General features: G+C 57.2%; 18 protein-coding genes. 10 read left to right on the top strand and 8 right to left on the bottom strand.

Annotated elements, in window-relative coordinates; translation table 11 throughout:
- Entirely contained in the window at window positions 1-651 is a 651-nt protein-coding gene (gene rcsB / locus ACTJJI_RS08100) for a response regulator transcription factor RcsB (protein ID WP_003859405.1), read from the top strand.
- A 76-nt stretch (window positions 652-727) separates the two neighbouring features.
- Here rcsB and rcsC read toward each other — a convergent pair whose 3' ends face one another.
- Together rcsC and gyrA are read right to left on the bottom strand one after the other, a co-directional pair.
- On the bottom strand, window positions 728-3,574 hold the full coding sequence (rcsC, locus tag ACTJJI_RS08095) for a two-component system sensor histidine kinase RcsC (protein ID WP_014832732.1): 2,847 nt from the start codon (window positions 3,572-3,574) through the stop codon (window positions 728-730).
- Between the two features lie 135 nt (window positions 3,575-3,709).
- Complete coding sequence (gene gyrA, locus ACTJJI_RS08090; RefSeq protein WP_047361088.1) at window positions 3,710-6,346, bottom strand: DNA topoisomerase (ATP-hydrolyzing) subunit A; 2,637 nt, start codon at window positions 6,344-6,346, stop codon at window positions 3,710-3,712.
- A gap of 146 nt (window positions 6,347-6,492) precedes the next feature.
- On the opposite strand from gyrA, the gene ubiG reads away from it, so the two are divergent.
- The 4 genes from ubiG to yfaE all read left to right on the top strand — a co-directional run bounded on the left by ubiG (window position 6,493) and on the right by yfaE (window position 11,347).
- Complete coding sequence (gene ubiG / locus ACTJJI_RS08085; protein WP_014832734.1) at window positions 6,493-7,221, top strand: bifunctional 2-polyprenyl-6-hydroxyphenol methylase/3-demethylubiquinol 3-O-methyltransferase UbiG; 729 nt, start codon at window positions 6,493-6,495, stop codon at window positions 7,219-7,221.
- A gap of 348 nt (window positions 7,222-7,569) precedes the next feature.
- The gene (nrdA, locus tag ACTJJI_RS08080) at window positions 7,570-9,855 is read left to right on the top strand and encodes a class 1a ribonucleoside-diphosphate reductase subunit alpha (protein WP_014832735.1); all 2,286 of its coding nucleotides are present in this window, start codon (window positions 7,570-7,572) and stop codon (window positions 9,853-9,855) included.
- Window positions 9,856-9,962: 107 nt separating this feature from the next.
- Complete coding sequence (gene nrdB / locus ACTJJI_RS08075; RefSeq protein ID WP_014832736.1) at window positions 9,963-11,093, top strand: class Ia ribonucleoside-diphosphate reductase subunit beta; 1,131 nt, start codon at window positions 9,963-9,965, stop codon at window positions 11,091-11,093.
- On the top strand, window positions 11,093-11,347 hold the full coding sequence (gene yfaE / locus ACTJJI_RS08070) for a class I ribonucleotide reductase maintenance protein YfaE (RefSeq protein ID WP_014832737.1): 255 nt from the start codon (window positions 11,093-11,095) through the stop codon (window positions 11,345-11,347). The genes nrdB and yfaE overlap by 1 nt, the downstream gene beginning before the upstream one ends.
- Before the next feature lie 94 nt (window positions 11,348-11,441).
- Here yfaE and glpQ read toward each other — a convergent pair whose 3' ends face one another.
- Window positions 11,442-12,509, bottom strand: coding sequence for a glycerophosphodiester phosphodiesterase (gene glpQ, locus ACTJJI_RS08065; RefSeq protein WP_047361089.1), 1,068 nt, complete (start codon window positions 12,507-12,509; stop codon window positions 11,442-11,444).
- 11 nt (window positions 12,510-12,520) lie between these two features.
- Window positions 12,521-13,873: a glycerol-3-phosphate transporter gene (gene glpT / locus ACTJJI_RS08060; protein WP_013098018.1), complete on the bottom strand. Its 1,353-nt coding sequence runs from the start codon at window positions 13,871-13,873 to the stop codon at window positions 12,521-12,523.
- 255 nt (window positions 13,874-14,128) lie between these two features.
- Here glpT and glpA point away from each other — a divergent pair, with 255 nt between their 5' ends.
- The 3 genes from glpA to glpC are packed head-to-tail and all read left to right on the top strand — an operon-like array spanning window position 14,129 to window position 18,151.
- Window positions 14,129-15,757, top strand: a complete 1,629-nt coding sequence (gene glpA, locus ACTJJI_RS08055) for an anaerobic glycerol-3-phosphate dehydrogenase subunit A (RefSeq protein WP_013098019.1) — start codon at window positions 14,129-14,131, stop codon at window positions 15,755-15,757.
- A complete protein-coding gene (gene glpB, locus ACTJJI_RS08050) occupies window positions 15,747-16,964 on the top strand; it encodes a glycerol-3-phosphate dehydrogenase subunit GlpB (protein ID WP_333088154.1) in 1,218 nt (405 codons plus the stop codon). The genes glpA and glpB overlap by 11 nt, the downstream gene beginning before the upstream one ends.
- Window positions 16,961-18,151, top strand: coding sequence for an anaerobic glycerol-3-phosphate dehydrogenase subunit GlpC (glpC, locus tag ACTJJI_RS08045; protein ID WP_440653591.1), 1,191 nt, complete (start codon window positions 16,961-16,963; stop codon window positions 18,149-18,151). Before glpB ends, glpC begins: the two co-directional genes overlap by 4 nt.
- Before the next feature lie 32 nt (window positions 18,152-18,183).
- On the opposite strand, the gene ACTJJI_RS08040 is transcribed toward glpC, so the two are convergent.
- The 4 genes from ACTJJI_RS08040 to tctD all read right to left on the bottom strand — a co-directional run bounded on the left by ACTJJI_RS08040 (window position 18,184) and on the right by tctD (window position 22,217).
- The gene (locus tag ACTJJI_RS08040) at window positions 18,184-19,383 is read right to left on the bottom strand and encodes a nicotinamide mononucleotide deamidase-related protein YfaY (protein ID WP_046888290.1); all 1,200 of its coding nucleotides are present in this window, start codon (window positions 19,381-19,383) and stop codon (window positions 18,184-18,186) included.
- A 93-nt stretch (window positions 19,384-19,476) separates the two neighbouring features.
- The gene (locus tag ACTJJI_RS08035) at window positions 19,477-20,016 is read right to left on the bottom strand and encodes a YfaZ family outer membrane protein (protein WP_013098023.1); all 540 of its coding nucleotides are present in this window, start codon (window positions 20,014-20,016) and stop codon (window positions 19,477-19,479) included.
- Between the two features lie 130 nt (window positions 20,017-20,146).
- Window positions 20,147-21,556 carry a sensor histidine kinase gene (locus ACTJJI_RS08030; RefSeq protein WP_046888289.1) on the bottom strand — a complete coding sequence of 470 codons (1,410 nt, stop codon included), beginning with the start codon at window positions 21,554-21,556 and terminating at the stop codon, window positions 20,147-20,149.
- On the bottom strand, window positions 21,543-22,217 hold the full coding sequence (gene tctD, locus ACTJJI_RS08025) for a transcriptional regulator TctD (RefSeq protein WP_014832743.1): 675 nt from the start codon (window positions 22,215-22,217) through the stop codon (window positions 21,543-21,545). Before tctD ends, ACTJJI_RS08030 begins: the two co-directional genes overlap by 14 nt.
- 149 nt (window positions 22,218-22,366) lie before the next feature.
- Here tctD and ACTJJI_RS08020 point away from each other — a divergent pair, with 149 nt between their 5' ends.
- Window positions 22,367-23,347 carry a Bug family tripartite tricarboxylate transporter substrate binding protein gene (locus ACTJJI_RS08020; protein ID WP_014832744.1) on the top strand — a complete coding sequence of 327 codons (981 nt, stop codon included), beginning with the start codon at window positions 22,367-22,369 and terminating at the stop codon, window positions 23,345-23,347.
- 11 nt (window positions 23,348-23,358) lie between these two features.
- Window positions 23,359-23,790: a tripartite tricarboxylate transporter TctB family protein gene (locus ACTJJI_RS08015; protein WP_440653590.1), complete on the top strand. Its 432-nt coding sequence runs from the start codon at window positions 23,359-23,361 to the stop codon at window positions 23,788-23,790.
- Window positions 23,791-23,798: the final 8 nt, after the last annotated feature.

Raw genomic sequence — 23,798 nt, 5'->3', positions numbered from 1 at the left:
ATGAACAATATGAACGTAATTATTGCCGATGACCATCCGATTGTACTGTTCGGTATTCGCAAATCACTTGAACAGATCGAGTGGGTGAATGTAGTCGGTGAATTTGAAGACTCTACAGCACTGATCAATAACCTCCCAAAACTTGATGCGCACGTGCTCATTACCGACCTCTCCATGCCCGGGGACAAATACGGTGATGGGATCACGCTCATCAAATATATTAAACGTCACTTCCCGGACATCTCGATCATTGTTCTGACCATGAACAACAACCCGGCGATTCTGAGCGCCGTGCTGGATCTGGATATCGAAGGGATTGTACTGAAGCAGGGCGCACCAACTGACCTGCCTAAAGCGCTGGCCGCGCTGCAGAAAGGTAAGAAGTTCACCCCTGAGAGCGTCTCTCGTCTGCTGGAAAAAATCAGTGCCGGTGGCTACGGCGATAAACGCCTGTCACCAAAAGAGAGCGAAGTTCTGCGTCTGTTCGCTGAAGGCTTCCTCGTGACCGAGATTGCCAAGAAGCTGAACCGCAGTATCAAAACCATCAGTAGCCAGAAGAAATCAGCCATGATGAAATTGGGCGTGGATAATGATATCGCGCTGCTGAACTATCTCTCCTCCGTGACGCTGAGCGCGACGGATAAGGATTGATCCAGGACGGGAGTGCGTCCTGATGCCCTCTCCCACGGGGAGAAGGTGAAAAGTAAAAGGCCCTTACGGGCCTTTTTTATGTCCGCGTTTTTCTGACGCGTTCCGCATACACGGACAACGTCTGCTTCAGAACGTCCAGCGTGACCGGTTTCGACAGACAGCTGTCCATGCCTGACTCCAGACAGCGCTGTTTCTCTTCCGCCAGCGCATTCGCCGTAACCCCCACCACCGGCAACGTCAGACCAAGCTGACGAATACGCTGCGTCAGGCGATAGCCGTCCATATTGGGCATATTCACGTCGCTGAGAACGATATCAATATGGTTTTTACTCAGCACATTCAGCGCATCCACGCCGTCATTGGCGGTTTTACACTGATAGCCCAACGAGCCCAGCTGGTCAGCCAGCAGACGACGGTTAATCGGATGGTCGTCCACGACCAGAATCATCATATCGTCGTTCACCGACGCCAGCGATTCCGGTGACGGCAGGCTAGCCGCGCCATCGTTCTCTTCAAGCTGCACGCTGTAGATGCGGGCCAGTAGCCCCAACAGTTCATGCGGCGTCGCCACACTGTGAACCCACTCGCCCGGCGCACGCTCAACCGGGATGCCGATGTGACGACGACAGAACATCACCACGCCCCTTCCCTGCCACGGTTGTGCCAGCGTGTCATCGGTGATCAGTACATCATCCACGTCCGGCGTCTGGCCTTCATAACGGGAAACCCGCACGCCGCTGTGGTTCAGCAGTGCCGTCAGATAATCATTCAGCGAGGCGTTGTGCACCGCCAGCCAGCAGCGCTTATCGCTCAGGCCATCAACCGTCGTTTTCGTCGGATACTGCGCGGAATAGAGCGGAATACGGATGGTGAACTGGCTGCCCATACCGGGTTCGGTATCCACCGAGATATCGCCGTCCATCATGCTGACGAGCTTCTCACAAATCGCCAGCCCCAGCCCGGTCCCCTGGAAGTTACGCTGCACGCCGGTACCCACCTGGAAGAACGGGTCAAACAGACGAACCACTTCCTTCGCCGGGATCCCAACGCCAGTATCCCGCACGCGAATGCTCAGGTAGTCCCCTGCCCGGCACACATGCAACACAATGCAGCCGATGTCGGTAAATTTGATGGCGTTACTGAGCAGGTTCGAAATAACCTGCTGCAGACGCATAGGATCGCCATGCAGCGTCAGCGGTACATCCGGTTCAATAAAGCAATAGAGGCCCAGCTGTTTACGCACCACCAACGGCAGATAGTTGGCGCTGATGTGGTTCATCACCTCACGTGGCGAGAACTCACGCGGTTCAATTTTTAGCTGCTCGGACTCAATTTTAGAGAAATCAAGAATGTCGCTGATGATTTTCAGCAGCAGGCTTGAGGAGTTGTTCATCGCCGTCACCAGGCGGTCAACCCCTTTCGGCAGCTCTTTGGTCTGCAGCAGATCGAGGTTGCCGATAATCCCGTACAGCGGCGTACGTAACTCGTGACTGACGGTGGCAAGGAACATGGATTTCGACTGGCTCGCCTGCTCCGCCGCCTGGGCCATCTCCTGCAACGACTCTTCCATCTTCACGCGCGCCGAGACATCCACCAGCACGCAAATTGCCACGTTCTCATTGCGGTAGCGCGAATGCACGAAGCTTATCTGCAGGTTGGTATGGGTACTGGTCAGCACGTCGACAAAATTCACCTGCTGACCACAGATAATTTGCGTCAGCCTTTGCCTGTCCTCATGCGTCAGCATGTTCAGGTAGTTATGCGCCAGTTCGTTACTGAGGATATTGGTGCCGTCCTGGGTGCGCAGGATACAGATCCCAACCGGCGCGGAGGCGACAATCTTACGGTTAAACTGCTCGTGCTCCTCCAGACGCTGGGCATCATTTTCAGCAGGAATGAAAATCTTCCGCTCATACATCCGCGCCAGGGTAAACAGCGCCCCGCCTACCAGCACGTTCAGCAGGATGGCGTTCATGATAAGAATACGGATCCGCTCAAGCACCATATCCACCGGCAGTGAATAGACAATGCTCAACGACGATGGCGGTAAGCTTTTCTTCAGCACCAGCTCGCGGAAACCTGAGGTATAGCCAAACCACGAACGTTCCTGCATCCAGTGCGGATCGATATTCAGGCGATTATCCGGCCCGGTGAGTGAAATCAGGGGATGGCCATTTTCATCCAGAATGGTCACTCCCATCGGCAGGCTGCCCGGCGTGAAGAAGTTTTCCATGCGGATGGTCTGTTCAATGCCCAGCAGCGCCTGCAGACGATTGCCCAGATACACCGGCGTCAACGCGTAGAAATAGCCCACGCCCATGCGCGGCCCCTGGCTTATCCAGAAGATGTTATTCCCGCGCTCATCCTGTGGCGCATTGCGGTATTTCACAATCCGCTCATGCAGACTTTTCAGCGCATCATCACGTTCGACGGGCACGTCGCGCAGACCAAAGTCGGCCATACAGAGGTTTTCGCTGCCAATCAGGAACACGCGGTTCAGGTCATAGGCGGCGGAGAAGTTGTCGCGCCAGTAGCGCATAAACCAGGAGAGCGACTCCAGCGATCCGCGCCAGGTATTGCTCATGGCGGAACAGTCGGAATCCGGGAACAACGGCTCGAAATCGGGCACTTCGGTTTTGTCATTACGCCCGCGGATAGCAAGAATACCGTTTTCCGCCGTCAGACGATTTTCGGCAATGTACTTCAGCTCCTTCATCACGTCGGATGTTCGCTGAATATAACGCTGGGCCTGATCGGAGCTTAAGTTAAATTCCTGGCGGATCTCCGCTTCTTTCTGGTGCAGCGCGTTAACGATGTAAAACACCGAGAACAGGGCCACCAGTAACCAAAGCAAGAGCGCCAGCGCCCGAAACAGATAGCGAGAGACTTTCAGCGTGGTTCGAAAGGAGACGAGGTATTTCAAAGGGGCGAGGCTCCGCCGTCGGGGTCAAAAAGAATGTGGTTAAGGTAGCGGTAAACGCGGCTTGTCGCAACGTTGACTTATCTGCATCTGCAAAAGAAAAGGGCCGGAATCCGGCCCTTTATGCGTCAGGAGACATTACTCGTCAGCGTCATCCGCTGCATCATCGTCGGTGTCCACTTCCGGTGCGATGTCATCATCACCTTCCGCGACGCTACCGTCGATGGAATCGAGCTCTTCGTCATCCACCGGCTCAGCAACACGCTGCAGGCCCACCACGTTTTCGTCTTCCGCCGTACGGATGAGGATAACGCCCTGGGTATTACGACCCACCACGCTGATCTCCGACACGCGGGTACGCACCAGCGTACCGGCATCGGTGATCATCATAATCTGGTCGGCATCGTCTACCTGCACCGCGCCCACAACGGAACCGTTGCGTTCGGTCACCTTGATAGAGATAACGCCCTGCGTGCCACGCGACTTGGTCGGGTATTCCCCTTCCGCCGTACGTTTACCGTAACCATTTTGCGTCACGGTCAGGATAGCCCCTTCCCCGCGCGGAATGATCAGAGAAACGACGCTGTCTTCGCCCGCCAGTTTGATACCGCGAACGCCCGTTGCGGTACGACCCATTGCGCGGACGGCGTCTTCTTTGAAGCGCACCACTTTACCGGCTGCGGAGAAGAGCATGACTTCATCTTTGCCTGAAGTCAGATCGACGCCAATCAGCTCATCGCCTTCGTTCAGGTTCACCGCAATGATACCGGCAGAACGTGGACGGCTGAACTCGGTCAGCGCGGTTTTCTTCACGGTACCGCTGGCGGTCGCCATAAAGACGTTCACGCCCTCTTCGTACTCGCGTACCGGCAGAATGGCGGTGATACGTTCGTTCGCTTCCAGCGGCAGCAGGTTAACGATTGGACGACCACGCGCACCACGGCTCGCTTCCGGCAACTGGTAGACCTTCATCCAGTACAGACGACCCCGGCTGGAGAAGCAGAGGATGGTGTCATGGGTGTTCGCCACCAGCAGACGGTCAATAAAGTCTTCTTCTTTAATACGTGCCGCAGATTTGCCTTTACCACCGCGACGCTGTGCTTCGTAGTCGGTTAACGGCTGATACTTCACGTAGCCCTGGTGAGACAGGGTCACAACAACGTCTTCCTGGTTGATCAGGTCTTCGATGTTGATATCCGCAGTGTTAGCGGTGATTTCAGTGCGACGCTCATCGCCGAACTGATCGCGGATCAGCTCCAGCTCTTCGCGGATCACTTCCATCAGGCGCTCTGCGCTGCCCAGAATGTGCAGCAACTCCGCGATCTGCTCCAGCAGCTCTTTATATTCGTCGAGCAGTTTTTCATGCTCAAGGCCGGTCAGTTTCTGCAGACGCAGATCCAGAATCGCCTGAGCCTGCTGTTCCGTCAGATAATACTGACCATCACGCACACCGAATTCAGGTTCCAGCCACTCAGGACGTGCGGCGTCATCGCCCGCACGCTCCAGCATTGCCGCAACGTTGCCCAGATCCCACGGACGGGAAATCAGCGCGGTTTTCGCTTCCGCCGGGGTTGGCGCGCGACGGATCAGCTCGATGATCGGGTCGATGTTGGCCAGCGCCACGGCCAGTGCTTCAAGAATGTGGGCACGGTCACGCGCTTTGCGCAGTTCGAAAATGGTACGACGGGTCACCACTTCGCGGCGGTGACGGACAAACGCGCTCAGGATCTCTTTCAGGTTCATGATCTTCGGCTGACCATGGTGCAGTGCAACCATGTTGATACCGAAGGAGACCTGAAGCTGAGTCTGGGAGTACAGGTTGTTCAGCACAACCTCGCCCACCGCGTCGCGTTTGATTTCAATCACGATGCGCATACCGTCTTTATCAGACTCGTCACGCAGCGCGCTGATGCCTTCAACACGTTTTTCTTTTACCAGCTCGGCGATTTTTTCAATCAGACGCGCTTTGTTCACCTGATACGGGATCTCGTGAACAATGATGGTTTCACGGCCGGTTTTGGCATCTGCTTCCACTTCGGCGCGGGCACGGATGTAAATCTTGCCGCGACCGGTGCGGTACGCTTCTTCGATACCACGACGACCGTTGATGATCGCTGCCGTCGGGAAGTCCGGGCCCGGGATGTGTTCCATCAGCCCTTCAATGCTGATGTCTTCATCGTCGATATAGGCCAGGCAGCCGTTGATCACCTCGGTGATGTTGTGCGGCGGAATGTTGGTCGCCATCCCTACGGCGATACCGGACGAACCGTTCACCAGCAGGTTAGGGATTTTCGTTGGCATGACGTCAGGAATTTTTTCCGTGCCGTCGTAGTTATCAACGAAATCAACCGTCTCTTTTTCCAGGTCGGCCATCAGCTCATGGGCAATCTTCGCCAGACGGATTTCCGTATAACGCATTGCCGCGGCGGAGTCGCCGTCGATAGAACCAAAGTTACCCTGACCATCTACCAGCATGTAACGCAGCGAGAATGGCTGCGCCATACGAACGATGGTGTCGTACACCGCGGAATCACCATGGGGATGGTATTTACCGATTACGTCACCAACGACACGGGCAGATTTTTTGTAGGCTTTATTCCAGTCATTGCCCAATACGTTCATGGCGTATAGTACGCGACGGTGTACCGGCTTCAGGCCATCGCGGACGTCCGGCAGCGCACGGCCAACAATGACCGACATCGCATAGTCCAGATAGGAGCTCTTCAGCTCTTCCTCGATGTTAACCGGTGTAATTTCTCTCGCAAGGTCGCTCATCTAACCGCTATCCCTCTACTGTATCCCGGATTCAAAGGTCGCAAATTATAACACAGCCGCGGTGATACAGGTAAACCTATACGCTTTATTCACAGGGATTGCCTGATATACTCATTCGTCTTGCTAAATAAGGAGTAAAAGCGCCCATGAATGCCGAAAAATCCCCGGTGGCTCACAACGTTGACCACGAAGAGATTGCCAAATTTGAAGCGGTGGCGTCCCGCTGGTGGGATCTCGAAGGTGAGTTCAAACCGCTGCATCGCATCAACCCGCTGCGTCTGGGCTATATCGCGGAGCGTTCCGGCGGTCTGTTCGGTAAAAAAGTGCTCGACGTCGGCTGCGGCGGCGGCATCCTGGCAGAGAGCATGGCGCGCGAAGGGGCCACCGTTACCGGCCTGGATATGGGTTTTGAACCGTTGCAGGTTGCCCGTCTGCATGCGCTGGAGTCCGGGATTCAGGTAGAGTACGTGCAGGAAACGGTCGAGGAACACGCGGCAAAACATGCGCACCAGTACGACGTGGTGACCTGCATGGAGATGCTGGAGCATGTGCCCGACCCGCAGTCCGTCGTCAATGCCTGCGCAAAACTGGTGAAACCGGGCGGCCAGGTCTTCTTCTCCACCATCAACCGTAACGGCAAAGCCTGGCTGATGGCCGTCGTCGGCGCTGAGTATGTGCTGCGCATGGTGCCGAAAGGCACGCACGACGTGAAGAAATTCATCAAGCCTGCTGAGTTACTGAGCTGGGTTGACCAGACGTGGCTCAAGGAGCAGCACATTACCGGTCTGCACTACAATCCATTCACGGATAAATTCAAACTCGCACCGGGCGTAGATGTTAACTATATGTTGCACACGACCGCCAAAAACGACTAACGTCATCCATTATTCTTATAAAGATTGCGCGACATCATGTTGCGCAATTCTGACCTCCCGTTGAAGAAATCAGCACTCGATCAAATTTTGAATTTTTTTTCTTAATTATTGACATCTCTTCCAGGCCTTACAGCATGAGGACTTAGCCTTTTTTACCCTTTCACAACCTCAATTTAACGTCAAAATCAACCCTTGTACTGAAAAGAATCCTTACTAGAATACTCACCATATAGCGTTTTTCTTATCGCAAACCCCCTATATGTAGTATTTATCCACAGAGTTAGTCACAAGGCGGATCTGTGGATAAACGGGGGATATTTTTTTATTTCACGGACAGGTAAAACCCACATGAATCAGAGTCTGCTGGTGACAAAGCGCGACGGTACTACCGAGCGTATCAATCTGGACAAAATCCATCGAGTTCTCGACTGGGCAGCAGAAGGCCTGAACAACGTATCTATCTCCCAGGTTGAACTGCGTTCCCATATTCAGTTCTACGACGGCATCAAAACGTCTGATATCCACGAAACCATCATCAAAGCGGCGGCGGATCTGATCTCCCGCGAAGCGCCGGATTATCAGTACCTCGCTGCACGTCTGGCGATTTTCCACCTGCGTAAAAAAGCCTACGGCCAGTTCGAGCCGCCTGCGCTTTACGATCACGTGGTGAAAATGGTTGAGCTGGGCAAATACGATACGCATCTGCTGGAAGACTATACGGAAGAAGAGTTCGAGCAGATGAACGGGTTTATCGATCACTGGCGTGATATGAACTTCTCCTACGCAGCGGTGAAACAGCTCGAAGGCAAATACCTGGTTCAGAACCGTGTCACGGGTGAAATCTACGAGAGCGCCCAGTTCCTCTATATTCTGGTGGCCGCCTGCCTGTTCTCTAACTACCCGCGTGACACCCGTCTGGAATACGTGAAGCGTTTCTATGATGCGGTCTCAACGTTCAAGATTTCTCTGCCGACGCCTATCATGTCTGGCGTGCGTACCCCAACCCGTCAGTTCAGCTCCTGCGTGCTGATCGAGTGCGGTGACAGCCTTGACTCCATCAACGCCACCTCCAGCGCGATTGTCAAATACGTCTCCCAGCGTGCCGGTATCGGCATCAACGCCGGCCGCATTCGTGCCCTGGGCAGCCCAATTCGCGGCGGTGAAGCGTTCCATACCGGTTGTATCCCGTTCTACAAACACTTCCAGACCGCCGTAAAATCCTGCTCTCAGGGCGGCGTGCGCGGTGGTGCGGCAACCCTGTTCTACCCAATGTGGCACCTGGAAGTCGAAAGCCTGCTGGTACTGAAAAACAACCGTGGTGTTGAAGGTAACCGCGTGCGTCACATGGACTACGGCGTCCAGATCAACAAACTGATGTACACCCGTCTGCTGAAAGGTGAAGACATTACCCTGTTCAGCCCGTCCGATGTCCCGGGCCTGTATGACGCGTTCTTCGCCGATCAGGACGAGTTTGAACGTCTGTACACCAAATACGAAAAAGACGACAGCATCCGTAAACAGCGCGTGAAGGCGGTCGATCTGTTCTCCCTGATGATGCAGGAACGTGCCTCTACCGGCCGTATCTACATCCAGAACGTTGACCACTGCAACACCCACAGCCCGTTTGATCCGGTCGTTGCACCAGTGCGCCAGTCTAACCTGTGCCTGGAGATCGCCCTGCCGACCAAACCGCTGGAAGACGTGAACGACGAAAACGGCGAAATCGCGCTGTGTACGCTGTCTGCGTTCAACCTGGGCGCGATTAAGAGCCTGGATGAACTGGAAGAGCTGGCGGTACTGGCCGTACGTGCGCTCGACGCCCTGCTGGACTACCAGGACTATCCAATTCCGGCGGCGAAACGCGGCGCAATGGGCCGTCGTACGCTGGGTATCGGCGTCATCAACTTCGCCTACTGGCTGGCGAAACACGGTAAGCGTTACTCCGACGGCAGCGCGAACAACCTGACCCACGAAACGTTCGAAGCGATCCAGTATTACCTGCTGAAAGCCTCTAACGAGCTGGCGAAAGAGCAAGGCGCATGCCCGTGGTTCAACGAAACCACCTATGCGAAAGGCATTCTGCCAATCGACACCTACAAGAAAGACCTGGATGCGATTGCAAACGCGCCGCTGAAGCTGGACTGGGAAGCACTGCGTGAATCCATTAAGACTCACGGCCTGCGCAACTCCACACTCTCTGCCCTGATGCCGTCTGAGACCTCTTCGCAGATCTCTAACGCCACCAACGGCATCGAGCCGCCGCGCGGCCATGTCAGCATTAAAGCGTCGAAAGACGGTATCCTGCGCCAGGTCGTGCCGGATTACGAGTTGCTGAAAGACAATTACGAGCTGCTGTGGGAAATGCCAAACAATGACGGCTACCTGCAGCTGGTGGGTATCATGCAGAAATTCATCGATCAGTCGATCTCTGCCAATACCAACTACGACCCGACGCGTTTCCCGTCAGGTAAAGTGCCGATGCAGCAACTGCTGAAAGACCTGCTCACCGCCTACAAATTTGGCGTGAAAACCCTGTATTATCACAACACCCGTGATGGTGCAGAAGACGCGCAGGACGATCTGGCACCATCAATTCAGGATGATGGCTGCGAAAGCGGCGCATGTAAGATCTAATAAATCCCCTCACCCTAACCCTCTCCCACCGGGAGAGGGAACTCTTTCCCCCTCTCCCTGTGGGAGAGGGCCGGAGTGAGGGGGAAATAACACCACAGGACACATTCATGGCATATACCACCTTTTCACAGACGAAAAACGACCAGCTCAAAGAGCCGATGTTCTTCGGCCAGCCGGTCAACGTGGCACGCTACGATCAGCAAAAATATGACATCTTCGAAAAGCTGATTGAAAAGCAACTCTCCTTCTTCTGGCGTCCGGAAGAAGTTGACGTTTCCCGCGACCGTATCGATTTCCAGGCGTTGCCGGAGCACGAAAAACACATTTTCATCAGCAACCTGAAGTACCAGACGCTGCTGGACTCCATTCAGGGCCGTAGCCCGAACGTCGCCCTGCTGCCGCTGATCTCCATTCCGGAACTGGAAACCTGGGTTGAAACCTGGGCGTTCTCTGAGACGATCCACTCCCGCTCTTACACCCATATTATCCGCAACATCGTTAACGATCCGGCGGTGGTGTTTGACGATATCGTCACCAACGAGCAGATTCAGAAACGCGCGGAAGGGATCGCCCACTACTACGACGAGCTGATCGAGATGACCAGCTACTGGCATCTGCTGGGCGAAGGCACCCACAACGTGAACGGTAAAACCGTCACCGTGAACCTGCGCGCGCTGAAAAAGCAGCTGTACCTGTGCCTGATGAGCGTTAACGCGCTGGAAGCCATCCGCTTCTACGTGAGCTTTGCCTGTTCCTTCGCCTTTGCCGAGCGCAAGCTGATGGAAGGGAACGCCAAAATCATCCGTCTGATCGCCCGTGACGAAGCCCTGCACCTGACCGGCACCCAGCACATGCTGAACCTGCTGCGCAGCGGTGCAGACGACCCGGAGATGGCGGAAATCGCTGAAGAGTGCAAACAGGAGTGCTACGACCTGTTCGTGCTGGCCGCACAGCAGGAGAAAGAGTGGGCAGACTACCTGTTCCGCGACGGCTCCATGATTGGCCTGAATAAAGACATCCTGTGCCAGTACGTTGAGTACATCACCAACATCCGTATGCAGGCTGTCGGTCTCGATCTGCCATTCCAGACGCGTTCCAACCCGATCCCGTGGATCAACACCTGGCTGGTGTCCGATAACGTGCAGGTGGCGCCACAGGAAGTGGAAGTGAGTTCTTACCTGGTCGGTCAGATTGATTCCGAAGTCAACACCGACGACCTGAGCGACTTCCAGCTCTGATGACACGCGTAACGCTGAGTCTTTCGGGTACAGAAGTGCTGTGCCAGGAAGAGCACCCTTCCCTGCTGGCGGCCCTTGAGGCGAATCAGGTGACGGTAGAGTACCAGTGTCGTGAAGGCTATTGCGGCTCCTGCCGCTGTCGTCTGGTCACCGGCCAGGTGGACTGGCTGACCGAACCGCTGGCCTTTATCAACGAAGGGGAAATTTTGCCCTGCTGCTGCCGGGCAAAAGGTGATATAGAAATCGAGATGTGATTGCCCTGGTTCCCTCTCCCGGTAGGAGAGGGTTAGGGTGAGGGCATCAGGCCGCAGAGCCTGATTGTCGGGTGGCGGCTTCGCCTTACCCGACCTACAAAACCGACTTCCGGTGAATGAATTCGACTGCTTTATCCGGAAAATCCGTAAACAAACCGTCCACGCCCGCCTGGTTATACAACACCTCGTAAAGCTGATTCACGTCCGTAGCGTACGGCGGCAACTGGTCAGCACGCACCGTATACGGATGCACCTGCATCTTGCTGGCATGCGCCTCTTTCACCATCGCCGTCAGCTTCACGTGGCCCGGCGTGGAGCCTTCCGCCACCAGCATGTGGTAATCCGGCCCAATGCCATCGGCGTACTGCGCAATCTGCTTCATCGCGCCCGGCTTAAACATCCAGTCGTAGCTGTAGTTAACCCACTTCCCGTCCGGCTGCTTCTCCTGGGTTTCATTCCAGTCAGTATAGGCAATCAGCTGTACCAGATTGAGATCCATCCCCATCTTCGGCTCCAGCTCGGTTTTGATGCGCTTTAGCTCGGCGGCGTCAAAACACTGCAGGTAAACTTTGTCCTTCTTGCTGGTGTAGCCGTACTGCTTCAGCACCTCCAGCGTCTTCGCGGCAATGTCTTTCCCTTCCTGATGGTGGAACCAGGGCGCTTTGATCTCCGGGTAGATACCGATGTTTTTACCGGTGGAGTGGTTCAGCCCCTGAACAAACTCAATCTCTTCCTGGAAGGTATGAATGCGGAAGTCGGACTTGCCCATCGGGAAACGTCCCGGATAAACCTGCACCTTCTTGCCGTTTTCAATCTCGAAGCCTTCGGTAAACTTCAGAGAGCGGATTTCATCCAGAGTAAAATCGATGGCGTAAAAACGGCCATCTTTACGGGCGCGGTCCGGGAAACGCTCCGCCACATCGGTCACGCGATCCAGATAGTGGTCATGCAGGACGACCAGTTGGTCGTCCTTTGTCATCACCAGATCCTGCTCAAGATAATCGGCCCCCTGCGCGTAGGCCATCGCTTTCGCCGGCAGCGTATGCTCCGGCAGATAGCCGCTTGCGCCGCGATGGGCAATAACGATTTTATCCGCCGCCAGTGCGGAGCCGGTCATCAGGCCCGCCAGCAGCAGACCGGTCGCTAATTGCGTTAATTTCATGGCAATGCTCCTTATTGACGACGCGCCAGCACGTCCGCGTGGTGACGTTTTTCACCGATCATCACCACAATCAGCAGCAGTACCGCCAGCACGCTGCCGCCGATCATCACCATAAAGCCGCCGTCCCAGCCGAAGAAGTCAACGGTATAGCCCACAATAGCGCTCGCCGCGACCGAACCGCCCAGGTAGCCGAACAGACCGGTAAAGCCTGCCGCCGTACCGGCTGCTTTTTTCGGTGCCAGTTCCAGCGCATGCAGACCGATCAACATAACAGGACCATAAATCAGGAAGCCGATGACGATCATACAGGTCATATCCACGCCCGGGTTACCCGGCGGGTTGAGCCAGTAGACGACGGTGGCAATGGTCACGAGCGTCATAAAGAAGACGCCCGTTGCGCCACGGTTGCCCTTAAATACTTTGTCCGACATCCAGCCGCAAATCAGCGTCCCCGGGATCCCCGCGTATTCGTACAGGAAGTAGGCCCAGGAGGATTTATCCAGCGCGAAATGCTTCACCTCTTTCAGGTAGGTCGGTGACCAGTCGAGGATGCCGTAGCGCAGCAGGTAAACAAACACGTTCGCAACCGCGATGTACCACAGCAGTTTGTTCGGCAGCACGTACTTCATGAAGATCTGCTTTGCCGTCAGCTCTTCTTCGTGCTTCTCGCTGTAATCATCCGGATAGTCGTTTTTGTACTCCTCAATCGGCGGCAGGCCGCAGGACTGCGGTGTATCGCGCATCAGCGCAAAGGCGATAATCGCCACCAGAATGGCGCCAAAGGCAGGCATATAGAGCGCAGCGTGCCAGTCGTTGAACCAGGCCATCCCCAGCAGGAACAGCAGAGGCGGAATGCCGCCACCCACGTTATGCGCACAGTTCCACACCGACACGATACCGCCACGCTCCTTTTGCGACCACCAGTGCACCATGGTACGCCCGCATGGCGGCCATCCCATCCCCTGGAACCAGCCACACAGGAACAACAGCACAAACATAATGGCGATGCTGGACGTTGCCCATGGCACAAAACCCATAAACAGCATCACCGCCGCCGCCAGGATCAGACCGGCTGGCAGGAACACGCGCGGATTCGAGCGATCCGACACCGATCCCATGATAAATTTCGAAAAGCCGTAGGCGATGGAGATCCCCGACAGCGCGAACCCGAGATCGCCACGTGAAAAGCCCTGCTCAACCAGATAAGGCATGGCGAGGGCAAAGTTTTTACGCACAAGGTAATACGCCGCATACCCGAAGAAGATCCCCAGGAAGATTTGCCAGCGCAGGCGGCGGTAAAGCGGATCTATTTCTGCCTCTGGCAGACGCGCCCGGTGCGGCGCAGGTTTAAAGATACTGAGCATGACAGCCTCCGTGGCCATGTATTGAATTTACAGGGGTTTAACTGCCCCAAACTCCAGTAAGGCGGGGATGTTAAGAAATCACGGTGATTGTTACTGTGAATCAACGCACAAATTGTTACAGAAATATGACAACATGCGCAAAAAAGCGCATTGAATCACGTTTCACTTTCGAATTTCGCTCGTTTGTGTTCGAAATCAAACAAACCACAGTTTTCATGTGGCTAAATGATAAAAAACGAACACAGAGGGATGACAATGACAATTCACGATCCACGCTACAGCGATGTGATTATCATTGGCGGGGGGGCGACCGGCGCTGGCATCGCACGCGACTGTGCGCTCAGAGGGCTGAGCGTCACGCTCCTGGAGCGCCATGATATTGCGACCGGCGCTACCGGACGCAATCATGGCCTGCTGCACAGCGGCGCCCGCTACGCCGTCACCGACGGAGAATCGGCACGCGAATGTATCGCCGAAAATCAGATCCTGCGACGTATCGCCCGCCACTGCATTGAACCGACCGACGGCCTGTTTATTACGCTTCCCGAAGACGATCTCGCCTTTCAGTCAACCTTCATTACCGCCTGTCAGGCGGCGGGAATTCAGGCGCAAGCCATTGACCCGGCCCTTGCGCGTCGCATCGAACCTTCGGTTAATCCGGCATTGACCGGGGCAGTAAAAGTCCCGGACGGCACCGTGGATCCGTTTCGTCTGACGGCGGCCAATATGCTGGACGCCCGCGAGCACAGCGCGCGGATCCTGACCGGCCATCAGGTTACCGGACTTATCCGTGAGGGTCATCGCATCGTGGGCGTGCGGGTCCTGGATACGCAGTACAACGAACACAGCGAGCTGTATGCCGCCGTGGTGGTCAACGCAGCGGGGATCTGGGGGCAACGCATCGCGGAATACGCCGATTTATCTGTGCGCATGTTCCCGGCCAAAGGCTCGCTGCTGATCCTCGACCACCGCATTAATAACCATGTCATCAACCGCTGCCGTAAACCGTCTGACGCAGACATCCTTGTACCCGGCGATACTATTTCGTTAATCGGCACCACCTCCACCCACGTGGACTACAGCGAGATTGACTACAATCGGGTCACCGCAGAAGAGGTCGACATCCTGCTGCGTGAAGGGGAAAAACTGGCGCCGGTAATGGCCCAGACCCGCATCCTGCGCGCCTACGCGGGTGTGCGCCCGCTTGTCGCCAGCGATAACGACCCAAGCGGACGCAACGTCAGCCGCGGCATTGTGCTGCTTGACCATGCCGCACGCGACGGGCTGGACGGCTTCATCACCATCACCGGCGGTAAATTGATGACCTACCGCCTGATGGCCGAATGGGCGACGGATGCCGTCTGCCGCAAACTGGGCAATAGCGAACCGTGCGTGACCGCAGAACAGCCCCTGCCCGGCTCGCGCCAGTCCACCGAAAAAACGCTGCAAAAAATTATCTCCCTGCCTGCCCCCCTGCGTGGTTCGGCTGTCTATCGCCATGGCGACAGAACACCGGTCTGGCTGGGTGAAGGGCGGCTGAGCCGCAGTCTGGTATGCGAGTGCGAGGCCGTTACCGCCGGGGAAGTGCAATACGCGGTGGAGAATCTGACGGTGAATAGCCTGCTCGATCTCCGCCGCCGCACCCGCGTCGGGATGGGCACCTGTCAGGGGGAGCTGTGTGCCTGCCGTGCCGCCGGGCTGCTGCAGCGTTTTCATACCACCACCGCCACCCAGTCGCTCGATCAGCTCAGCGATTTTCTGAACGAGCGCTGGAAAGGCATTCAGCCTGTCGCCTGGGGCGATGCCCTGCGTGAAAGCGAATTTACCCGCTGGGTGTACCAGGGGCTTTGCGGTCTTGAGAAGGAGCAACGCGATGAAATTTGATACGGTGATCGTCGGCGGCGGGCTGGCGGGTCTGCTCTGTGGCATCAAACTCACGAAGCAGGGACTGCGCTGCGCCATTATCACCCGGGGCCAGAGCGCCCTGCACTTCTCGTCGGGATCTCTGGATCTGGTGGATGAAACGTACCGCGAAAAACTGCCGGCCGAGCATCCTTATCACCTGACGGGCGCGCAGCACATTGACCGCTTTGCCCTGGAAACCGAAGCGCTGCTGGCGGATTGCGGCGCACGTATGCAGGGGAGCGCCAGGCAAAATCACCTGCGCGTCACCCCGCTCGGCACCCTGCGCTCGGCCTGGCTCAGCCCGGAGGAGGTGCCCGTTGCCCCGTTCAGGGCCACGCGCGTGCGGGTGGTGGGCATTAGCGGTTTTCTGGATTTTCAGCCCCATCTGGCGGCGGCCTCGCTCAGTCGCCAGGGGATCAGCGCTGAAACGGCAGAGATAGACCTTCCTGAGCTTGATGTTCTGCGCGACAACCCCAGCGAGTTTCGCGCGGTGAATATTGCCCGTTTTCTGGATAACGAAGAGAAATGGCCGCTGCTGTATGAGGCGCTCAAACCGCTTGCAGAGGGATGCGACGCGCTGTTTATGCCTGCCTGCTTTGGCTTGCAGGACAACCGGCTGTGGCGCTGGCTGTCCGACCGCCTGCCCTGCTCGCTCGGCCTGCTGCCAACGCTTCCCCCTTCCGTGCCCGGCATTCGCCTGCATACCCAGCTTCAGCGCCAGTTTGTGGCTCAGGGCGGTGTGTGGATGGCGGGTGATGAAGTGAAAAAAATCAGCCTGACTGACGGCGCGGTGAGCGAAATCTGGACGCGCAACCACGACGACATTCCGCTTCGCACGCGTTATGCGGTACTGGCAAGCGGCAGTTTCTTCAGCAACGGTCTGCTGAGCAGCCGGGACGGCATACGGGAAGCCATCATGGGGCTGGATGTCCGTCAGAGTACCTCTCGCGCGGACTGGTATCAGAGCGATTTCTTTGCCCCACAGCCCTGGCAACAGTTCGGGGTGATAGTGGATAAACAGCTGCATCCGCAACTTTCCGGAAAGCCAGTCACGAATCTCTACGCCATCGGCTCGCTGTTGGGCGGATACGATCCTATCGCCCAGGGCTGCGGCGGCGGTGTCTGCGCCATAACGGCGCTCTATGTGGCAGAGCAGATTTGCCAGCGCACGGAGGCTGAACAATGAACGATACCCGCTTTGAAAGCTGCATCAAATGCACGGTCTGCACCACCGTCTGCCCGGTCAGCGGCGTTAACCCGCGCTACCCCGGACCGAAACAGGCCGGGCCGGACGGCGAACGCCTGCGTCTGAAGGACGGCGCGCTGTACGATGACGCGCTGAAATACTGCATCAACTGCAAACGGTGTGAAGTCGCCTGCCCGTCGGATGTGAAAATCGGTGACATCATTCAGCGCGCCCGGGCACGCTATAGCACGCAAAAACCGTCCCTGCGCGATGCCATTCTCAGCCATACCGATCTGATGGGCAGCGTCTCCACGCCGTTTGCCCCGCTGGTGAACGCCGCGACTTCGCTGAAACCGGTGCGCCAGCTGCTGGATGCCACGCTTAAGATCGACCATCACCGCAGCCTGCCCAAATATTCCCACGGCACCTTCCGCCGCTGGTACAAATCGGTGGCGGAAGACCAGACGCGGTATGCCGATCAGGTGGCGTTCTTTCACGGCTGTTATGTGAACTACAACCACCCGCAGCTGGGAAAAGATCTGCTGAAAGTGCTGAACGCCATGGGGACAGGCGTGCAGTTACTGAACAAGGAGAAATGCTGCGGTGTGCCGCTGATCGCCAACGGGTTTACCGATAAAGCGCGCAAACAGGCCAGAAGCAACGTCTCGTCGCTGCGTGAGGCCATCGTCGATAAAGGCATTCCGGTGCTGGCCACCTCCTCGACCTGCACCTTCACGCTGCGCGATGAGTATCCGCACCTGCTGGACGTGGACAACACCGGCCTGCGCGAACACATTGAGCTGGCAACGCGTTTCTTGTGGCGCAAACTGGACAGCGGGCAGACGTTACCACTGAAAAATCTCCCCCTGAAAGTGGTCTATCACACGCCATGTCATATGGAGAAAATGGGCTGGTCGCTCTACACGCTGGAACTGTTGCGGTTAATTCCAGGGCTGGAGCTGACGGTGCTGGATTCACGTTGCTGCGGCATTGCGGGGACGTACGGCTTTAAGCGTGAAAACTACGAAACCTCACAGGCGATTGGTGCGCCGCTGTTCCGCCAGATTGAAGAGAGCGGCGCCGATATCGTGGTGACCGACTGCGAAACCTGCAAGTGGCAGATAGAGATGTCCACCAGCAAGCGCTGCGAACATCCGATCACGATGCTGGCGAAAGCGCTGGGTTAGGTATCGCCGGGGCCACCGCCCCGGCAAACCGGTCACTCAACGAACAGCGATTCCACCACGTTGATCCAGCCATGCTCGCTGGCCACTTCTTTCCCTGCCAGCCAGCGACGCAGCATGTTCAGCGCCATCATGGCGCAGACTTCCTGACGCACCGCCAGGCTGTGGCGGGTGATACTCATTTTGACTCTTAAAGCATGTGTCCCTTCCGGCGTCGCCAGCGCAAAGTTGAGGTATTCCTCATCCATTCCGCCGACAAACAGCGCCAGACCGGCAAAATGGTTAACCCTGCGTTCTGAGGCCCAGCGCGCCGTCTGCGCCAGCGTCTCCTGCTGGAACGGCACCACCTCGCTGGCCAGCAGCGGAGCATTCACGCGCGACAGCTGCAGTGCCAGCAGGCCACCGGTGAACTGTTCGCTTAAGGTGACGCTCAGCTGGCGCGACTGCAGATGCGTTGCAATCTGCGCCGGTAGCCCTTCTGTGCCCTCGAAAATCAGACTTTCCCCTGCCACACGCTGCACTTCCGGCCAGAGCGCCAGCATCGCCGCTTTCTGGGTGGCCGGCCCGGTGAGCTTGAGTTCAATGATCGGCATGGACGAGCGATAGCCCATGGATACCCCCGGCGGCAGCGGCAGGTGATCGAGGCTCTGTGCCAGATCGCTTTCCGAGCGGCCAAAGGTGGTCAGGCGCAGGCAGACTGGCGGTTCAGGCAGGGTAAAACGCTGGCGAAGGCGCGGCAGGATCTGCTGTTCGACCATCACTTTAAATTCAGACGGGACACCCGGCGTGAAGAACATCAGGCAGCGGTTCAGTTGGACGGCGAATCCGCAGGCGGTCCCCACCGGGTTATCGACCAGTTCGGCACTGGCCGGGATTTCAGCCTGTTTGCGATTGCTGGGCGACATCACGCGGCCACGTTCGGAGAAGAAACGCTCCATGTGGGTCAGCCACTCTTCGTGCAACACCAGCCCTTCGCCTTTGGCGGTCGCAGCCGCCAGCGCGCTGAGATCGTCGCTGGTGGGGCCGAGCCCACCGTTCACAATCAGCACGTCGCAGTGTTCGCTACGCTCGCGCAGAACAGTGACCAGCGACTCAAGATTGTCGCCTACGGTATTGCGGCGCGTTAACGGTAATCCTTGCTCAAAGAAAAGATCGGCAAGCCAGGCCGCATTGGTATCAATAATCTGTCCATGCAGCACTTCGTCGCCGGTGGATAACATCTCCACGTTAATCATTGTGTTCTCCCGCTTATAAGGTGAAAACACTATAGCGCAATCAGCGGCATGGAGAGGAGAGAAACTGGCGCGACGGACGCCGCGCCGGGGTGATTAGAAGCCTGCGCTGACGCCCACGTACGGGCCGTCAGCCAACGCGTTGTCGCGGTTGCCGTCTTTGCCCGCCAGGTTCAGATAACGATAACCCGCTTCGATGGTAATCGGACGCATGATGGTCCAGCGCGCGCCGGCGTTAGCTTCTTCATAGCTGTCGATACCGCTGGAGAGGGAGTCCGGAGAATAGTAGTACTCACCAAACAGACCGAAGCTGTCGCCAATTTTCCACTGCAGACCGCCGCCCACAGCCGCCGCGTAGCCTTCGTCGCCGTCGTTCGGGTTGGTATAAATACCTTTACCGCCCACAGTCGCCAGGAACGGGCCGAGAGGAATGTTCAGACCCAGGCCGAGGCTTGCCGCATCGCCGTCGTCATCGTTATGCGTCCAGCCGCCGGTCATTGCCAGACCGGCAGTCTCGGTGCCCAGGCCAAAGCCCAGGTGGGTGTAATCCTGACCCGCCGAGCCGTTAAAGCTGATGGCGTTAGCCGCCGCCGAAACGAATATCAGGCCTAAGCCCATCAATGCCACTTTTTTCATTGTCGTGATCCCGCACAATTTTATAGAGAAGTCCCAAAAACCGCGAGATTTTAACCTGAGACACCAGGGGATCAAGCACTCTGCGTGCGGCCAGCAAGTAGATTGTAACGATTTGAAACGTGCGGCTTTTTTACGTCAGCAACAGAAAGCGCATTTTTACGCTCAGCCCGCCCAGCGTTTCGCTGCGGGAAAGCTGCAGATGGCTGCGGTGCAGCCGGGCAATGTCGCCCGCCAGCGCCAGCCCGATCCCTGACCCGGCGGCATCCCCCACGTTGTCCAGCCGGTGGAAAGGCAGCATGGCCTGATGTATCTGGTCATCGTCAATACCGGGGCCACTATCCTCTACGCTGAGCTCAACGGCGCCCTGGTCGGTGCACAAGAATACGGTAACGATGCCCCCTGCCGGGGTATATTTGATCGCGTTCTCAAGCAGGTTGGCACACAGCTCGCCCAGCAGTACCTCATCACCTTCCATCATGACGGGTTGCTGAATGCCGTCGTAACCCAAATCGATCGCCTTGCTGCGCGCCTGCGCCAGCCGGGAGAAGCAGCAGTTCTGCACCACCTGCACCAGATCCACGGGGGCAAACTGGCGCTCCCCCTGCTCTTTGCGCTTCACCGTCGAGAGTTGCAACAGCCGTTCGGTGAGCACAAGGGTGTTATCGAGCGTCACATTCATCGCCCTCAGGCTCTCCTGCCACAGGGCCGGATCCTCGCGCGTCAGGGCGACAGAGACCTGGGTTTTCAGCACGGCCAGCGGCGTTTTAAGCTGATGCGAGGCATCGGCGTTAAAGCGTTCCTGCCGTGAGAGCACGCCGCGAAGCCTGTCAATATAGCGGTTAAAGGCCACGATCAGCAGCCGGGTTTCGGACCAGGGCAACAGCTCCGGCAACGGTGCGAGCAGGCCAGGATCGCGTCGCACCATCAAAGATGAGAGCTGGCGCATCGGGCGCAGCACGCGGCGCAGCAGCCACGCGGTCAGCACCAGCGTCAGCAGCACCAGCAGCCCCTGGGAGACCCACGACGAAAAGAGTAACTGGCTGGCGAGATAGCGGCGGGACTGGAGTGTCTCCGCCACATATATCTCGGCCATGCCAACAATATTATCTTCATTGACGGGTTGCAGCAGGCGCGCCACCCGAATCGCCTGTCCGCGATACTCGGTATGATAAAACCAGGCCAGCGCCGGATAGAGGGTAGTGCGCGAGGTTGCCGGCGGCATCTTCGGCAGATCGTCATAGCCGGAGATCACCCGCCCGTCGGGATCGACCACCTTGTAATAGAGCCGGTCGTTCATATTCAGTTCAAAACTGTCGAGTACCACCCAGGGCACATTTACCCCAAGCTTACCGTCATGAACCACCAGCTGCTCCGATATGGTGCGCGCAGAGGATAACAGCGTGCGGTCGTATGCCTGCGTTGCCGCCTGCAGCGCGCTGACGTAGCTGTTAAAGGCCGATAACCCCCACAGCAACAGCAGTGGCAGGCCGAGAAAAAGCAGCAGCTGCAGATAAAGCGACTGAGGCTTAACCCACTTCATCGCCGCACTCCAGCACATAGCCCAGCCCGCGCAGGGTGGTGATCCGCACGCCGCTGCCGCTCAGCTTTTTGCGCAGACGATGGATGTAGAGATCGAGACTCTCCGGGCTGACGTCGTCATTCAGGCTAAACACCTGGTCGAACAGCTGCTGCCGGGAGACAGGCCGGGTGCGGCGATGCATCAGCACCTTCAGCAGCGACAGTTCGCGTGGGGTGAGCGCGAGCGGCTCATCGCGCAGCAGGAAAAAACCGTCGTCGTCATACTCCAGCTCCCCCAGGCGCTGACGCTCCTGGGTCCGCCCCTCGCTTCTGCGCAGCAGGGCACGCAGGCGGGCGTCAAGCTCCTCCAGTTCGAACGGTTTTGGCAGATAATCATCCGCTCCGGCGTTCAGCCCTTTCACCCGATCCGCCACGTTGCTGCGTGCGGTGAGAAACAGCACCGGCAAGGTCTGGCCGCGTTTTCGCAAACGGTGTACCACCTCCAGGCCGTCAAAACCGGGCATGCCGATGTCGAGGATCGCCACCGCGTAGTTTTCCCCCTGCAGAAGATGATCGGCCGCGCGACCGTCAGAAACGCAATCCACGGCAAAGCCCTCCTGCACCAGCGCTTTCTCCAGCCAGTGAGCCAGCTCACGATTATCTTCCGCCAGTAAGAGACGCATATCACATCCTGTAAAGTTGGTGTCGCGTTGAAAGGGAAATGAAAGGTTAATGTTTTAACAATCACGCAACGGAACCGCTACAAGGTGGTTCACATAATCAGAAAAAAACCCGTACCCGTACTCCCGGATCGCCGGCGTGAGGATAAACGATGAAAAAACAATTACTTTCAACGCTTGCTGCAAGCGTATTGATGATGAGTGCCTCTGTTGTCCAGGCGCAGGACGCCCCGTCCCGCACCGAATGTATCGCCCCGGCCAAACCGGGTGGTGGTTTCGATCTCACCTGTAAACTGATTCAGGTCAGCATGCTGGAGACGAAGGCCATCGAGAAACCCATGCGTGTGACCTACATGCCTGGCGGCGTGGGTGCGGTAGCTTATAACGCGATTGTCGCGCAACGTCCGGCGGAAGCCGGCACAGTTGTGGCCTTCTCCGGCGGCTCGCTGCTCAACCTTTCTCAGGGCAAGTTTGGCCGCTACGGCGTGGATGACGTGCGCTGGCTGGCCACCGTCGGCACCGACTACGGCATGATTGCGGTGCGCGCGGATTCCCCGTGGAAATCCCTGAAAGATTTGCTCACCGCGATGGAAAAAGACCCCAACAGCGTGGTGATTGGTGCCGGTGCCTCTATCGGCAGCCAGGACTGGATGAAAGCGGCCCTGCTGGCGCAGCAGGCGAAAGTGGATCCGCACAAAATGCGCTACGTGGCGTTTGAGGGCGGCGGTGAACCGGTGACGGCGCTGATGGGCAATCACGTACAGGCGGTTTCCGGCGATCTCAGCGAAATGGTGCCCTACCTCAGCGGCGATAAAATCCGCGTGCTGGCGGTCTTCTCCGAAAACCGCCTGCCGGGCCAGCTGGCAAACGTCCCTACCGCCAAAGAGCAGGGTTATAACCTGGTCTGGCCGATTATCCGCGGCTTCTTCGTCGGGCCAAAAGTCACCGATGCGGAATACCAGTGGTGGGTCGACACCTTTAACAAACTCCAGCAGACCGAGGAGTTTAAAAAGCAGCGCGATCTGCGCGGGCTGTTCGAGTTCAACCTGAGCGGCAAGCAGCTGGACGACTACGTTAAAAAACAGGTGAATGACTACCGCGAACAGGCGAAAGCCTTTGGCCTGGCCAAATAACCGGAGGTGCTATGAGCGATCGCATTTTTGCCGGGATCTGGTTGTTGCTCTGCATTGGCGGGATGTTCGTCGCCTGGCAGATCCACAGCGAATACAGCTATGAACCGGTGGGGCCACGCCCCTTTCCCATGGGCATTGTCGGCCTGATGCTGCTCTGTTCGGTGGCCTTGCTGTTACGCCATCCGGATACCGTAGAGTGGCCGCCTAAGCGCATTCTGCAGCGGCTGCTGGTGATGGTCATTGTCCTGCTGATGTACGCCTGGGGCTTTGAGTGGCTCGGCTTCCCGGTAGCGACCGCCATCCTGACGATGGTGATCGGCGTACTGTTTAACGCCAGCCTCCCGGCGGCGGGGATCTCGGGCGTGGTGATGGGCATTTTCCTCTGGTACGCCTTTGACCGCCTGCTGGATGTGACGCTGCCGCCTGGCGCCTGGCTTAATTAACGGAGCAC

It is taken from the genome of Enterobacter sp. 22466 (assembly GCF_052044775.1).
Classification (GTDB): Bacteria; Pseudomonadota; Gammaproteobacteria; order Enterobacterales; family Enterobacteriaceae; genus Enterobacter; species Enterobacter dissolvens.
Note: the sequence above shows the minus strand (reverse complement) of the source record. Positions and strands in the feature narration are given on the sequence as shown.